This window comes from Eikenella exigua (assembly GCF_008805035.1).
GTDB classification, from domain to species: domain Bacteria; phylum Pseudomonadota; class Gammaproteobacteria; order Burkholderiales; family Neisseriaceae; genus Eikenella; species Eikenella exigua.
The window spans coordinates 631,180-646,144 of the sequence record NZ_CP038018.1 but is presented as its reverse complement, the minus strand read 5'-3'; the positions used below and the strand labels follow the sequence as shown (position 1 = coordinate 646,144).

Sequence of the window (14,965 nt, the reverse complement as noted above, 5' to 3'; positions counted from 1 at the left end):
GATACAATTCTCCTTTCCCAACCACTCTAATAGAGCAACACCATGCGTACCTTACCCATAGCAGCCGCAGCCATCCTACTCGCCGCCGCCGGCACCCATGCCAGAGTGGCATTCTTCCACAGTGTAGATGGCCAAATCACCTGCCGATACGGTGGCTACGCCCCCCAACTCACCTGCGAAATTCCCCCGCCTACCAAACCCATTCCTGTAGAACGCGAACCTCAAGACTGCCCCTTCGGAACTTGGAACGGCCAATGGAGCGGCAATATCTCCCTATTTGCAAAAGGCCCCGCCCACCTCAACTGCAACCACCACAACTACGCCAAATTCCAAGCAGGCAGCTATGCCCTCCCCGACAACCAGCCCTTCAAACTCTTTAACCAACCCGGCTGGCAATGTACTGCCCAATCCGGCAGTCTAAGTTGCACCAATACCGAAGGCCACGGCTTCCAAATCAGTCCAGACAGCCTGTACCGCTTCTAACTATCTGTTTACCAATCACTTTTCCAACCACTCTCTATATAAGGAGTAACATCATGCGTACCCTCCCCCTTACCGCCGCAGCCATCCTGCTCGCCGCTGGCACTGCCCATGCCGACATCAAACTCTTCCGCAGCCCCAGCGGCAACATCAACTGCATGTACGACCACTCCCCCGGCGTAGTGGAATGCCAGATTCCCCAGCCCGACCGCCCCATCCGGCCCAAACCGCGTGATTGTGAACTCGATTGGGGCGGCAATTTCTCCATCGCCCGCACCGGTCGTACCCAAATGGGCTGCGTCGGCGACAGCCTCGCTAGCCCCGACAGCCGCGTGCTGCCCTACGGCCAAACCCTGCGCGGTGACGGCTGGCAGTGCACCAGTCGCACCAGTGGCATGACCTGCACCAACAGCCAAAACCACGGCTTTGAAATCAGCCGCCGCCGCCAACGCCTGTTCTAATTTCTGATACACACAAAAGGCTACCTGAAAGTTCCAGGTAGCCTTTTATTATATTGAGGCACAACTATTTTCATACAAGACAACAAACCATGAACATACAGCCTTACGCAAAACGTGCCGACGTCGTAGCATGCCTATTTCGACACGACTATATACTCAGGCAACCGCCATCTCTGCCCTAAAGGCTACCTGAAAGCTCCAATTTATTTTCAGGTAGCCTTATATATTTCATGCCGTCGGGGCTAGTCCTGACAGTATCTTTCCCATCCTGGCCATTGGCAGCTGCGCTATAATAGCCACCCCGCAACCACCCGCAGGCCGCCCGCTATGCAACCATTTCCCTCCATCATCCGCCCCCTCAAATTCTACGCTGTAGTGCCCGATGCCGATTGGGTGGCGCGTATGGCCGATGCCGGCGCAGACACCGTGCAGCTGCGCAGCAAAACCCTCACCGGCGAAGCCCTGCGCCGGGAAATCCGCCGCGCCATCGCCACCACCAGCGGCTCGCATAGCCAACTTTTCATCAACGACCACTGGCAGCTCGCCCTTGAAGAAGGCGCCTATGGCGTGCACCTCGGCCAGGAAGACATGGACAGCGCCGACTTTGCCGCCCTTGCCCGTGCCGGCATCCGCTTGGGGCTGAGCACCCACGACGAAGCCGAAATGGCGCGTGCCTTGGCCGTGCAGCCCAGCTACGTGGCCTGCGGCGCCGTATTCGCCACCAACACCAAAGCCATGCCCACCGAACCGCAGGGGCTGGACAAACTGCGCCGCTACGTGCAACAAGCCGGCAATACCCCCACCGTGGCCATCGGCGGCATCACGCTGGAAAACGCGCCCGCCGTGCTCGCCACCGGCGTGTCCTCGCTGGCCGTGGTCAGCGCCGTCACCCACGCCCCCGACCCCGCCGCCGCCGTGCGCGCCTTCCAAAAATTGTGGCCGGAATAAGGCCGCGCACCATGCGGCCATCTGCAAGCGCAAGCTGCCGCGTAAATTAAACCCCAATATCCAAAAGGCTACCTGAAACCACATCCGCTTTTTCAGGTAGCCTGCATCACGAAAGTAAACCATATGTCCAACCGCCGCCTGATCTACGGCTTCCACGCCGTCAACGCCCGCCTGTGGCAAAACTCCAAAAGCCTCACCGAGCTCTACGCCCTGTCCGGCCGTCACGATGCCCGTATGCAGCAGGCCTTGGAAAAAGCCGCGCAGGAAAATATTCCCGTCCACTTCGTGGAAGCCGCCCGCCTCGATAACCTGTGCCGTCACGCCCGCCACCAAGGCATCGCCGGCTTTATCGACGCTTCACACAACCACGTCCACCTCGACGACGTGCTCGACAACCTCACCGAGCCGCCCCTGCTGCTCATCCTCGACGGCATCACCGACCCGCACAACCTCGGCGCCTGCCTGCGCGTGGCCGACGCCATGGGCGTGCACGCCGTGATTGCGCCGAAAAACCGCAGCGTCGGCCTGAATGCCACCGTGAGCAAAGTGGCCTGCGGCGCCGCCGAAACCGTGCCCTACATCGCCGTCACCAACCTTGCCCGCACCCTGCGCGAACTCAAAGAGCGCGACATCTGGATAGTGGGCACCGACATGGGCGGCGAAGCCGATCTGTTCCACTACGACATCCCCGCCGCCGTGGCCTGGGTGATGGGCAATGAAGGCGAAGGCATGCGTCGCCTTACCCGCGAACACTGCGACGCGCTGGTGTCCATCCCCATGCTCGGCACAGTGGAAAGCCTCAACGTATCCGTGAGCACCGGCATGGTGCTGGCCGAAACCCGCCGCCAGCGCGTGCTGAAAGCAGACTAGCCCCAGCGGCTGCAAATTTTCAGGTAGCCAGTTAGACAAGCAAGCCGTGGGATGAACGCTCGCTGCCTATACATTTTTATTTCTAAGGCTACCTGAAACCACGCGGGCATTTATGCCTGCTTCTATTGTTCTTCTCATTTTCAGGTAGGTAGCCCCACCCTATCCCCCAAGGAGCGTCCATGTCCTTCCACAGCCACGAACACAACCATTCCCACGTCCACAGCACCAACACCCATATCCTGCGCGTATCGTTAGCCGTGATTGCCGGCTTTATGCTGGTGGAAGCAGCGGCAGGCTGGCTCAGCGGCAGCTTGGCACTCCTCTCAGACGCGGGACATATGTTTTCCGATGCCGCCTCGCTCGCCCTGGCGCTTTTTGCCTTCAAATGGGCGGAGAAGGCCGCCAACTCGCAGAAAAGCTACGGCTATCAGCGCGTAGAAATCCTTGCCGCCACGCTCAATGGGCTTACGCTGGTGGTGATGGCGGCGTGGATTGTGGTCGAAGCCGTTATCCGCGCCTTCAAGCCCGTGCCCGTAGCAGGCGGCGCGATGCTGATGGTGGCTGCATTCGGGCTGTTGGTAAACCTGTTTATCGCGTGGTATATGCTGCGCGGCGAGAAAGACAACCTGAACATGCGCGGCGCATTTTTGCATGTGGTGGGCGATTTGCTCGGCTCCGTTGCAGCAGTGGCGGCCGGCCTGCTGATACAGTTTTACGGCTGGAACTGGGCAGATTTAGCGGCCAGCACGGCGGTGGCTCTGCTCATCGGCAAAAGCGGCTGGAGTGTGCTCTCAGGTAGCCTGCACATCCTGATGGAAGGCACGCCCCAAGGCACGGATTTGGTAAAAATTGCCGAAGACATACAGAAAATCAACGGTATATTGGGCGTACACGATTTGCACACCTGGACGATTACCAGCAAAAAACACGCCATGTCCTGCCACATCATCGTGCGTGGCGACCTAACCGTGGCACAAGCCGCCACTTTGGCGCAACAAGTGCAGGCAACGGTGCAAACTCACGGCATCGGGCACATCACCGTGCAGACCGAACCCGCCAATACCGGCGCAGCATGCTGCCAAGCGTGCGAACAGCCTACGCATGAGCATAATTAACAGCCGATATGGTTTTGGCACTTATAGTGTGACTCCTAACAGCCGACAAACCGAAGATAGCTTGAGTGGCAGCAAGAAGAGCCAACACCACATCATTCCTATTTTAACCTCTCGTTTTAGCCTCTCGTTGCAACTGCGCTTTCAGGTAGGCTTGTTCTTTAGCAATACTCCTTATCGTTCCAACGCCAACACCAGCAACTCGCCGGCAATCATAGCTATCCGATATAGCGGACTAAATCAACTTTCGATACCAGGCGGCAAACCGCAGACAATATAAAACTACAATAAAACAAACCAAGGCCGTAGCGAAAATTGAGTTACTTTGCTATACAATACCGGCTCCCCCGCTTAATAACATAGGATTCCCCCATGAACAGCCTATTGCACCGCAGCCTCGGCATTTCCCTGCTCACCTTCACCCTCTCCGCCTGCGGCCTCCTCGGCGGCGGCGGCTCGCAAACCCCGTCCCGCCAGCCGCTCACCGCCACCCGTAAGCCCCAAGTCGTCATCGGCTTGGCCTTGGGCGGCGGCGCATCCAAAGGCTTCGCCCATATCGGCGTGATTAAAGTATTAGAAGAAAACAATATTCCCATAAAAATCGTTACCGGAACCAGCGCCGGCGCCCTGGTGGGCAGCCTCTATGCCTCCGGTATGAACGCCCCCCGCCTGCAGCGCGAAGCCGAAAACCTGCAACGCGCCGATTTGGTGGACTTAACCCTTTCCACTAGCGGATTTATCCGTGGCGAAAAACTGCAAAACTACATCAACCGCCAAGTGGGCAATCGCCCCATCCAAAACCTGCCGCGCAAATTCGCCGCCGTGGCCACCGAATTCGACTCCGGCCGCAGCGTGGTATTTCGCAGCGGTAACACCGGCCAGGCCGTGCGCGCCTCCGCCAGCATCCCCAACGTGTTCCAGCCCGCAGTAATCAACGGCAAACGCTATGTGGATGGTGGCCTCACCGCCCCCGTACCCGTATCCGCCGCCCGCCAGATGGGTGCCAACGTGGTGATTGCGGTGGACATTTCCGCCAAACCCGCCCGCCTATCCCAAAGCGGCTTCTTCTCCTACCTCGACCAAAGCCTCAACATTATGAGCACCCCCGCCCTCAACAGCGAGCTGGCCAAGGCCGACGTGGTGATCAAACCACAGGTGCAGCATCTCGGCGCCGTGGGCGGCTTCGATGAAAAAGCCCACGCCATCAAACTCGGCGAAGACGCCGCCCGCGTCGCCCTACCGCAAATCCGCGCCGTATTGCAGCGCTATCAAGTACACTGACAAGTGTGCAGAAGGCTACCTGAAAATTTTAGCTTCACAGACACTTATTGCGCTGTATTTCAACTTCGTTGAAGTTTAACTTTAGCTCCGCATAAACTCAGCTTCCTTCGGAAACTTCGTTTTCAGGTAGCCTTTCCCGCCCAATCCGTTATAATCCCGCCCGTACCGCAGCAGGCCAGACAGTCGCCGCGCCTTTGGGTGGGGAGGAAAGTCCGGGCTGCACAGAGCAGGATGCCGGCTAACGGCCGGGCGCCGCGAGGCGACGGAAAGTGGAACAGAAAGCATAACCGCCGATGGCTGCGGCAACGCAGCACAGGTAAGGGTGAAATGGTGCGGTAAGAGCGCACCGTGCGGCTGGTAACAGCCCGTAGCAGGCCAAACCCCATCCGCAGCAAGACCAAACAGAATGCAACGACGCTGCTCGCCGAGCATTCGGGTAGGTTGCTTGAGCCGCTTGGTAACAATCGGCCTAGAGGAATGACTGTCCAACGACAGAACCCGGCTTACCGGCCAGCTGCGGTACACATTATCTCTAACCGTTTCGATCAAACCGATACAGCCTTAGTTTACCCTGCCTCAGCCTAATCGGAATGATTTAATATCGAAACCGTACCAGTCTATAAAATATCAAAACAATTGCAGGCAGAAGTGCTTTCACACTTCCGCCCGCATCATCACAAGGGTTTAAGCTTATTGAATCAAGCTACCGGCCACACCGCCCAACGCGGCACCACCCAAGGTTGAGCCGGTATCACCGCCGATCACGTTGCCTGCCACCCCACCCACTGCGGCACCGATGGCGGCGTTGCGCTGTCTGGTGGTCATACCAGTGCAAGCGCTCAGGGAGGCGGCCAGCAGCATAACAGTGAAAATAGAAGTAACGGTAGATTTTCTCATGGTATATACCCTTTCTGTCAGTATCAGAGAGGCACGGCGAATTTAACCGCCCTACCTGCCTGTGAGAGTATCGTACTTTTCTGTGATTGCATCAAAAGGCAGGTAAATGTCTGTTTACTCCGTTGCACACATCATTCACTGATATTTTGTGCCATCATCTTCATGGGCGGGATGCTGTTTGAGTCGCTGGTTTTATCGGTACTGTACACCAAAAAAGTTAACCGCGAGGCGCAGCGCGAAACGGAACGGGTGCCGTCTGCGCAGGCAGTGAAGGTGATGCCTTGGGTGGTCAGGCTGCTGTTTCCTTCCGGCCTGGTGATGATGCACCGCTACCTGCAAATCCTGCACAACCCGATTGTGTTTCTGGCCAAAGAGATGTTTTACATTGCGTGGTAAAGAAGGCTGCCTGAAAGTGCTACTGCAACGAAGTTAAAAAACCAAACAAAACATCCTGCTCCATTATACTTCTTCATTGTTGCACGATTCTTACAACCCGCCCACCATCCTGTGCACCAAGCGAAAACAGAATTGCCAAACTGGCGAATATGGTTTAGAATTACACCGTTTTTCAGTTATTTATACAAGATAAATGAGAAATGGCCCCGAGGCCATTTTTTTGTTTTCCAACTAGGGAATTCATGGATATTCAAGCCGTTTTAGAAAAAACCCTGCCCGGCCTGGGCTACGAACTGGTGGATTTCGAACTCACCGCGCAAGGCGATTTGCGCGTGTTTATCGACAAACCAGAAGGAATCACTGTGGAAGACTGCGCCACCGTCAGCAACCATTTGAGCCGCCTCTTCATAGTGGAAGACGTGGACTACAAACGGCTGGAAATCTCCAGCCCCGGCCTCGACCGACCGCTGAAAAAGGCGGCCGACTTCATCCGTTTTTCAGGTAGCCTCGTCAAGCTAAAAACCCGTTTGCCGGTTGAGGGGCAGAAAAACTTCATCGGCCGCATCGAAAACTTTGAAAATGACGTGCTGACTATTGCCTTCGACGGCAAAACTGCTGTCATCGAATTATCCAATATCGACCAGGCGCGCCTGAAGCCCGAATTCTAATTTGCCTATTTATCAATTAATAATGGAGAGTTCATTCCCATGAGCCGCGAAATGTTGCAACTGGCCGAAGCATTGGCCAGCGAAAAAAACGTTGAATCCGAAGTGGTATTCGAAGCATTGGAGTTCGCCCTGTCGGTGGCTGCCAAGAAAAAGGACGACCGCGAACACATGGACGTGCGCGTGAGCATCGACCGCAATACCGGTGAATACCATACTTTCCGCCGCTGGTTAATTGTGGCCGATGAAGACTACACCTACCCCGACACGCAGAAAACCATCGAGGAAATCCAAGAAGAATTCCTCGATTCCACGCTACAAATTGGCGAGTATTACGAAGAAGAGCTGGAAAACGTGGCCTTTGGCCGCCAAGCCGCACAAACTGCCAAGCAAATCATCCTGCAACGCATCCGTGATGCCGAGCGTGAGCAAATTCTGCAAAAATTCCTTGCCCGCCGTGAAGACGTGGTAATGGGCACAGTAAAACGCGTTGAGCGCCACGGCATCATTGTGGAAGTCGGCCGTTTGGACGCACTGATTCCGCGCGACCAGTGTATCCCACGTGAAAACTTCCGCAGCGGCGATCGCATCCGTGCCCTCTTCCTGCGCGTGGACGAACAAGGCAACAGCGGGCGCAAACAAGTTATCCTCAGCCGCACCTCGCGCGAATTTTTGGTAAAACTGTTTGAGCAGGAAGTGCCGGAAATTGAAGATGGCCTGTTGGAAATAAAAGAAGTCGCCCGCGACCCCGGCCAGCGCGCTAAAATCGCCGTCAAATCCAATGATACGCGTATCGACCCACAAGGTACCTGCATCGGTGTGCGCGGCTCGCGTGTGAATGCCGTATCCAACGAATTGGCCGGCGAGCGTGTGGACGTGGTGCTGTGGTCGCCCGAAACCGCCCAATTTGTGATTAACGCGCTCTCCCCCGCCGAAGTCAGCCGCATTTTGATTGATGAAGATAACCATTCGGTAGACGTTATCGTAGCCGACGACCAGCTCGCGCCCGCCATCGGACGCAGCGGCCAAAACGTGCGCCTCGCCGCCGATCTCACCGGCTGGCAGCTCAACATTATGACTGTACAGGAAGCCGAAGAGCGCCACGAAGCTGAAGATGCACAAATCCGCAACCTGTTCATGCAGCACTTGAACGTGGACGAGCAAACCGCTGACCTGCTGATTGAAGAAGGCTTCGCCGCCTTAGAAGAAGTGGCCTATGTGCCCACTGCCGAACTGGTGGAAATCGGCTTCGACGAAGCCACCGTGGAGACCCTGCACAACCGCGCCCGCGATGCCATTCTTACCCTGGCCATCATGTCGGAAGAAAAACTGGACGAAATAGAAGAAGAGCTAAAAAACCTAAACGGCATCGATCTAGACATGCTGCGCGATCTGGCACAGGCCGGCATTACCACCCGCGACAGCCTGGCTGAGCTTTCCACCGACGAATTGATTGAAATCACCGGCGTGAGCGAAGAAGATGCCAAAACCGTTATTTTGGCCGCCCGTGAACATTGGTTTGCCGAAACACAGAAATAAGGAGGCCAGAAACTTATGAGTAATACCGTACAACAATTTGCTGCTGAACTGAAAAAAACCGTACCCACACTCTTAGAGCAGCTCAAAGCCGCCGGCGTGGAGAAAAACAATGGTGCCGACAGCATCAGCCCGGCAGACAAACAAGCCCTACTGGCGTACCTACGCAAGCAGAATGACAGCGGCACTGTATCCATCAGCGTGAGCCGCACCCGCACCGAACGCAGCATCGTGGCTGGCGTACAGGTAGAAACCCGCCGCCGCCGCCGTGTAGCCGTGCCGCCAATTGAATCAGCTGCCGAGCTTGTTGTACTGCCCGCTGCCGAGCCGGCCACTCCGGTTAAAACTATGGCCACTATTGTTGAAACTGCCATCGAGCCCACTGCCACAGAGATTCAAATAGCCTCCAAAAACCTTGAAGCTGACACTGTACTTGCTGCCAAAGAAAAACCAGCCAAGGCGAAAACCGAAGCTGCTGCCGAAGTCAAACCAAAACGCAGCCGCAACCCCAAAAAAGAAAAAACACCCAAACCACTGCCGCAGCCTGTGGAAGTGGTCAGTGCCGCCGAACAGGTCATGCGTAACGAAGAAGCCCGCCGTGCCGAAGCCTTGCGTGCGCACCAGCAAGCCCTATTGAAAGAAAAACAGGAGCGCCAAGCTCGCCGAGAAGCTGCCAAACTGCAAGCGCAGCAGGAAGCCAAGCTGGCCAAAGAGCAGCAGTCTGCCCCGCGCAGTGCTGCGCCAAGCGAAAAAACCTCTCTCTCCTCTGGTAGCGCCGCCCCTGGAAGTAGCCGCCCGAAAAAAGGCGAACGCCACCAGCGCGACGACGATATGCCGCGCGGCCATTCCGCCAAAAGCAAAGGCAAAGAACGCAATAACCGTGGCGATGAAGAACGTGTGCGCAGCGGTAAAAAAAGCAAAAAACAGCTCAAGCTGGAACCTAATCAGCACGCCTTCCAAGCCCCAACCGAGCCGGTGGTGCATGAAGTGCTCGTACCCGAAACCATTACAGTGGCCGATTTGGCACACAAAATGGCGGTTAAGGGCGTGGAAGTGGTGAAAGCCCTGATGAAGATGGGCATGATGGTTACCATCAACCAATCGCTCGACCAAGAAACCGCGCTGATTGTGGTGGAAGAAATGGGTCATATCGGCAAACCCGCCGCTGCAGACGATCCCGAAGCCTTCTTGGATGACACCGAAACCACCGTTCAAGCTGAAGTCCTGCCGCGCCCGCCGGTGGTAACCGTAATGGGCCACGTGGACCACGGTAAAACCTCACTGCTTGACTACATCCGCCGTGCCAAAGTGGTACAAGGCGAAGCCGGCGGCATTACCCAGCACATCGGCGCCTACCACGTACAAACCCCGCGCGGCGTCATCACCTTTCTCGATACCCCCGGTCACGAAGCCTTTACCGCCATGCGTGCACGCGGCGCACAGGCCACTGATATCGTGATTCTGGTGGTGGCCGCCGACGACGGCGTGATGCCGCAAACCATCGAAGCCATCGCCCATGCCAAAGCGGCCGGCGTGCCGATGGTGGTGGCGGTGAACAAAATCGATAAGGAAGCCGCCAATCCCGAACGTATCCGCCAAGAGCTAACCGCCCACGAAGTAATCCCCGATTCTTGGGGCGGCAATGTGCAGTTTATCGATGTTTCCGCCAAACAAGGTATCAATATCGATGCACTTTTGGAAGCCGTGCTGCTGGAAGCCGAAGTGCTCGAACTGAAAGCCCCGGTAGACGCACCCGCCAAAGGCATCATCGTGGAAGCCCGCCTTGATAAAGGCCGCGGTGCGGTGGCTACCCTGCTGGTGCAAAGCGGCACGCTGAAAAAAGGCGATATGCTCCTAGCCGGCACTGCATTCGGTAAAGTACGCGCCATGGTGGACGAAAACGGCAGACAAGTACAGGAAGCCGGTCCCTCCATTCCGGTGGAAATCCTCGGTCTCTCCGACGTACCCAATGCCGGCGAAGATGCCATGGTATTGGCCGACGAGAAAAAAGCACGTGAAATCGCCCTATTCCGCCAAGGCAAATACCGCGACGTGCGGCTGGCCAAACAGCAAGCTGCCAAGCTGGAGAATCTGTTTGCCAACGCCGACGACGGCCAGGCAGCACAGCATTTGTCGGTAATCATCAAAGCCGATGTACAGGGTTCGTACGAAGCACTTTCAGGTAGCCTCAAAAAGCTGTCGAACGACGAGGTGAAAGTGGAAGTGTTGCACAGCGGCGTAGGTGGCATTACCGAAAGCGATGTAAACTTGGCCATTGCCTCCGGCGCATTCATCATCGGCTTCAACGTGCGCGCCGACGGCTCTGCCCGCAAGCTGGCCGAAAACGAAGACATCGAAATCCGCTACTACAATATCATTTACGATGCCATCGACGATGTGAAAGCAGCCATGAGCGGTATGCTCGCCCCCGAGCAGAAAGAGCAACAGACCGGCACGGTGGAAATCCGCCAGGTCATCAATATTTCCAAAGTGGGCAACATTGCCGGCTGCATAGTTACCGATGGCATCATCAAGCGCGACAGCCGCGTACGCCTCATCCGCGACCATGTGGTAATCCACACTGGCGAGCTCGAATCGCTAAAACGCTTCAAAGACGATGTGAAAGAAGTGCGTATGGGCTTCGAATGTGGCCTGATGCTGAAGAACTACAACGATATCCAAGAAAGCGATATGCTGGAGGCCTTCGATATTGTGGAAGTAGCCCGCACCCTGTAAACAGGCACAAGACGAAACAAGAGGCTGCCCGAACCCGTTTCAGGTAGCCTCTCGCTACATTTTCCGCACTGCAGGCTATATTGAGAGCGTTGTGAAGCAGTGAACTGTTTGGCAAATAAGAAAATGCAGCCAAACCCCACCATTCGGTTATGGTTTTTTAGCAGTTTGGTTATATATGTAAAGAAATAAATGCTTAGGCCTATACCCAGTCGGCGATGGTTATCGTATCATATCGCTTGTTTACACCGTGTTTGCCCACCATACCCACCGCTGCCCTGATGAGTACGCGAAAATGAACGACAAACAAATATATGCCTTTGAAACTTTTACCCTAATCCGCGAAATACGCCAACACGAAAACGACGAACCGATCATCGTAGCCACCCTTGTCATGCCCGACAACTTCGTGCTCACCAGGCGGCTGCCTCTGCGCCCTGTCGATCGCGAAAATGACCTCAATATTATCCGCTTTTTGGAAAAGTCCTTCGACCTGAAGCCCTATTTCAAAACCCGCACTTTTGAAGAACAGCTGGGTGAATTCGACCAACTGCGCATCCAACACCGTAAAAAACAATACGACTCGTTGATGGATGCCCTGCTCGACCGCACCAGCGAACTGAAATAATCCCTGATCAAGAAAGACCATATGGCCAAAATCCACCGCGGCTATGCCCGCCAAGACCGCGTGCGCGAACAAATCCTGCGCGAGCTGGCCGAGCTCGTCCGCACCGGCCTCAAAGACCCGCGCGCCGGTTTCATTACCATCAACGAAGTCGAGCTTGCCCGCGACTACAGCCACGCCACCGTGTATTACACCGTGCTTGACGATGCCACGCGCGAGATTACCGCCGAAGCGCTCGAACATGCCAAGGGTCATCTGCGCAGCGAGCTTTCCCGCCGCATCAAGCTGTTTAAAACGCCCGAGTTGCACTTCAAATACGACCAATCTCTTGAACGCGGCATGAGCATCTCCCAGCTGATCGAGCAGGTTGCCGCCGAAGAGCCGGTGCAAGATTAGTCTGCCTGGGAATATGCCCTGTTGATTGAACAGGGCTTTTCTTCATACCGCCACAGCAAAAATATTTTCAGGTAGCCTCTCACCCACACAACAACTCAGATAATCCACACTATGAATCCCCACTTGCAAAACGTCTTCTCCCAACTCAACAGCCTGATTCTCGGCAAAGAAACCGTTCTCCAGCACCTAATGGCCTGCATCCTGGCCGACGGCCACGTTTTGCTCGAAGACGTGCCCGGCGTGGGCAAAACTACTCTCGCTCATGGCTTAGCCGCCGTGCTCGGCCTCGACTACCGCCGCGTACAGTTCACCAACGACATGCTGCCTGCCGATCTCTTGGGCATCAACGTCTTCCAACCTGCCGACGGCCAATTCAAATTCCATCCCGGCCCCATTTTCCACCACTTCCTGCTGGCCGACGAAATCAACCGTGCTTCGCCCAAAATGCAGTCTGCACTTTTGGAAGCCATGGAGGAAAAACAGGTTTCCGTAGACGGCAAAACCTACCGCCTGCCCAAACCCTTCTTCGTGATCGCCACCCAAAACCCCATCGAACAGCTCGGCACCTTCCCCCTGCCCGAATCCCAGCTCGACCGCTTCATGATGCGCCTCTCCCTGGGCTATCCCTCTGCAGAAGCCGAACGCCGGCTCTACGCCCAAGGCGACCGCCGCCAACTGCTGCCCGCGCTCAAAGCCGTATGCAACGCCGAAATCCTGCTCCAATGGCAAGCACAGGCCGCCCAAGTAAAATGCTCGCAGCAGGCTGCCGATTATGTTTACCGGCTGGTGCAATCCACCCGCCAGCCCGGCCTGTTCGTTACCGGCCTCAGCCCGCGCGCCGGCCTTGCCGTGGTTAAAGCCGCCAAAGCCTGGGCCTTCCTGGCCGGCCGCGATTATGTGCTGCCGGAAGACATCAAAGCCGTATGGATAGCTGTGGCTGGGCATCGCCTGCAAACCTTGCAACCCCAATCCATCACCCAGCTACTGGAACAAATGCTGCTTCAGGTAGCCGTATCGTGAGCGCCAACCAATACAGCCCGCGCCTACGCGACCTGCGCCTGCGGCCCACCCGGCTCGGCATCAGCCTGGCCGCCATGATTGCCCTGTTGTGGCTCGTCGGGCTCAACTATCAGGTAAACCTCGCCTATATCGTCGCCTTCTGGCTCGCCGGCTTCCTGTTTGTCGGTACCCTGCTCAATTGCCTCCAACTGCTCGGCCTGCGCCTCGACCTCACCCTGCCCGAAGAACTCTTCCAAGGGCAGCCTGCCGATATCCAACTTTTCCCCGCCCCCTCAATCAAAGCCCGCTATCGCCAGCTTTGGTTTGCCCCTGAAAACCGCCGCAACACCGAGCCCGAATACCGCACTGCCCTCTTTACCGCCAAGCAGCCCCAACCCTTCATCTGGCCCGTGCTGCCCGCACGGCGCGGCCGCCTGATCCTGCCGCCACTGCGCTGCGCCAGCGTGTGGCCGTTTGCCGTGAGCAGCGTGGAATGCGTATGGCACTGGCCCGACAACGGCCTCGTCTATCCCGCCCCCCAACTGCACACCGCCCCGCCCGGCAGCACGCCGGCCGAAGAAGGCGAGCCGCGCCGCAAGCTCGGCGGCAATGAAGACCTCGCCTTCCTGCAAGACCACCAACCCGGCACTTCCCTGCAACACATCGCCTGGAAAAGCTACGCCAAAAGCGGCCGCCTGCTCGACAAACACTTCGAAGAACCCGCCTTCCATGCCGCTGATCACATCATCAGCTATGCCGACTATCCCGCCGGTACCAGCGCCGACCACCTCGCCGGCCTCCTGTGCTACCGCGTGCTCGAAGCCCACGGCCGCGGCCAGCGCTACACATTAATTCTGCCCGGCCAAACCATCCCCCCGCAAAACGGCCAGCGCGAAAAATGCCTGGCCGCGCTGGCGGTGATGTAAGCACTTGTATACGACAATAAAAAAGGCTACCTGAAATTTTAGCTTCGCAGAAACTTTTCTGCGCTGCGTTTTCAGGTAGCCTTTTTCAAACCCGCTTCACATCCGTCCGGTGCTGCCGAAACCGCCTTCACCGCGTGAGCTCTGGGCAAATTCTTCCACCACTTTAAACTGCGGCTGCACCACAGGCACGATCACCATTTGCGCCACGCGTGCCATCGGCTCGATGATGAAGGCTTCGCTGCTGCGGTTCCACAACGAGATTTTAAGCTCGCCCTGGTAATCGGAATCGATGAGGCCAACCAGGTTGCCCAACACGATGCCGTTCTTGTGACCCAGCCCGGAGCGCGGCAGCAACATGGCGGCGTAGGCAGGATCGGCTAGGTGAATGGCAATGCCGGTAGGTACGAGGAATGTGCCGCCAGACGGTAACTCTACGGCTTCGTCCAAACAGGCGCGCAAATCGAGGCCGGCGGCGCCGGGGGTGGCGTAGTGCGGCAGGTAGTCTTGCATTTTGGGGTTGAGGATTTTAAGTTCGACTGTAGGTTGCATGGCTGTCTCTATAAATGTTTGAATTATAATGATAATAAATTTTCAGGTAGCCATTATGCCATGCGGCAGGCTACCTGAAAATATGGCTGTT

16 protein-coding genes and 1 other RNA gene are annotated in these 14,965 nt (G+C 56.5%); 15 read left to right on the top strand and 2 right to left on the bottom strand.

Features of this window, described 5'->3' with window-relative positions; all coding sequences use genetic code 11:
- Positions 1–42 precede the first annotated feature (42 nt).
- The 7 genes from EZJ17_RS03405 to rnpB all read left to right on the top strand — a co-directional run bounded on the left by EZJ17_RS03405 (position 43) and on the right by rnpB (position 5,674).
- The gene (locus EZJ17_RS03405; RefSeq protein WP_067525701.1) at positions 43–483 is read left to right on the top strand and encodes a hypothetical protein; all 441 of its coding nucleotides are present in this window, start codon (positions 43–45) and stop codon (positions 481–483) included.
- A gap of 53 nt (positions 484–536) precedes the next feature.
- Positions 537–941, top strand: a complete 405-nt coding sequence (locus tag EZJ17_RS03400) for a DUF6636 domain-containing protein (protein ID WP_082888189.1) — start codon at positions 537–539, stop codon at positions 939–941.
- 327 nt (positions 942–1,268) lie between these two features.
- On the top strand, positions 1,269–1,889 hold the full coding sequence (gene thiE / locus EZJ17_RS03395; RefSeq protein ID WP_067444612.1) for a thiamine phosphate synthase: 621 nt from the start codon (positions 1,269–1,271) through the stop codon (positions 1,887–1,889).
- Between the two features lie 123 nt (positions 1,890–2,012).
- Positions 2,013–2,759 (top strand): 23S rRNA (guanosine(2251)-2'-O)-methyltransferase RlmB, encoded by a 747-nt coding sequence (rlmB, locus tag EZJ17_RS03390; protein WP_067444609.1) that lies wholly within the window; start codon positions 2,013–2,015, stop codon positions 2,757–2,759.
- A gap of 179 nt (positions 2,760–2,938) precedes the next feature.
- Positions 2,939–3,874 (top strand): cation diffusion facilitator family transporter, encoded by a 936-nt coding sequence (locus EZJ17_RS03385; RefSeq protein WP_067444607.1) that lies wholly within the window; start codon positions 2,939–2,941, stop codon positions 3,872–3,874.
- A 369-nt stretch (positions 3,875–4,243) separates the two neighbouring features.
- Positions 4,244–5,152: a patatin-like phospholipase family protein gene (locus EZJ17_RS03380; RefSeq protein ID WP_082888188.1), complete on the top strand. Its 909-nt coding sequence runs from the start codon at positions 4,244–4,246 to the stop codon at positions 5,150–5,152.
- A 167-nt stretch (positions 5,153–5,319) separates the two neighbouring features.
- Positions 5,320–5,674, top strand: an RNA gene (rnpB, locus tag EZJ17_RS03375) — RNase P RNA component class A.
- A 168-nt stretch (positions 5,675–5,842) separates the two neighbouring features.
- Here rnpB and EZJ17_RS03370 read toward each other — a convergent pair.
- Entirely contained in the window at positions 5,843–6,049 is a 207-nt protein-coding gene (locus tag EZJ17_RS03370) for a YMGG-like glycine zipper-containing protein (protein WP_067439543.1), read from the bottom strand.
- Between the two features lie 162 nt (positions 6,050–6,211).
- Here EZJ17_RS03370 and EZJ17_RS03365 point away from each other — a divergent pair, with 162 nt between their 5' ends.
- From EZJ17_RS03365 to EZJ17_RS03330, 8 genes are all read left to right on the top strand, one after another.
- Positions 6,212–6,445, top strand: coding sequence for a hypothetical protein (locus EZJ17_RS03365; protein WP_067439548.1), 234 nt, complete (start codon positions 6,212–6,214; stop codon positions 6,443–6,445).
- Positions 6,446–6,687: 242 nt separating this feature from the next.
- Positions 6,688–7,113, top strand: coding sequence for a ribosome maturation factor RimP (gene rimP, locus EZJ17_RS03360; protein ID WP_067439550.1), 426 nt, complete (start codon positions 6,688–6,690; stop codon positions 7,111–7,113).
- Positions 7,114–7,152: 39 nt separating this feature from the next.
- Entirely contained in the window at positions 7,153–8,649 is a 1,497-nt protein-coding gene (nusA, locus tag EZJ17_RS03355) for a transcription termination factor NusA (protein WP_067439553.1), read from the top strand.
- A gap of 15 nt (positions 8,650–8,664) precedes the next feature.
- Entirely contained in the window at positions 8,665–11,382 is a 2,718-nt protein-coding gene (gene infB, locus EZJ17_RS03350; protein ID WP_067439556.1) for a translation initiation factor IF-2, read from the top strand.
- 292 nt (positions 11,383–11,674) lie between these two features.
- The gene (locus EZJ17_RS03345) at positions 11,675–12,007 is read left to right on the top strand and encodes a hypothetical protein (protein ID WP_067439559.1); all 333 of its coding nucleotides are present in this window, start codon (positions 11,675–11,677) and stop codon (positions 12,005–12,007) included.
- Between the two features lie 21 nt (positions 12,008–12,028).
- Positions 12,029–12,400 carry a 30S ribosome-binding factor RbfA gene (rbfA, locus tag EZJ17_RS03340; RefSeq protein WP_067439562.1) on the top strand — a complete coding sequence of 124 codons (372 nt, stop codon included), beginning with the start codon at positions 12,029–12,031 and terminating at the stop codon, positions 12,398–12,400.
- A 111-nt stretch (positions 12,401–12,511) separates the two neighbouring features.
- Positions 12,512–13,420, top strand: a complete 909-nt coding sequence (locus EZJ17_RS03335) for an AAA family ATPase (RefSeq protein WP_067439568.1) — start codon at positions 12,512–12,514, stop codon at positions 13,418–13,420.
- Positions 13,417–14,325, top strand: a complete 909-nt coding sequence (locus EZJ17_RS03330; protein ID WP_067444604.1) for a DUF58 domain-containing protein — start codon at positions 13,417–13,419, stop codon at positions 14,323–14,325. Before EZJ17_RS03335 ends, EZJ17_RS03330 begins: the two co-directional genes overlap by 4 nt.
- 96 nt (positions 14,326–14,421) lie before the next feature.
- Here EZJ17_RS03330 and dut read toward each other — a convergent pair whose 3' ends face one another.
- Complete coding sequence (gene dut / locus EZJ17_RS03325) at positions 14,422–14,874, bottom strand: dUTP diphosphatase (protein WP_067444602.1); 453 nt, start codon at positions 14,872–14,874, stop codon at positions 14,422–14,424.
- Positions 14,875–14,965 lie beyond the last annotated feature (91 nt).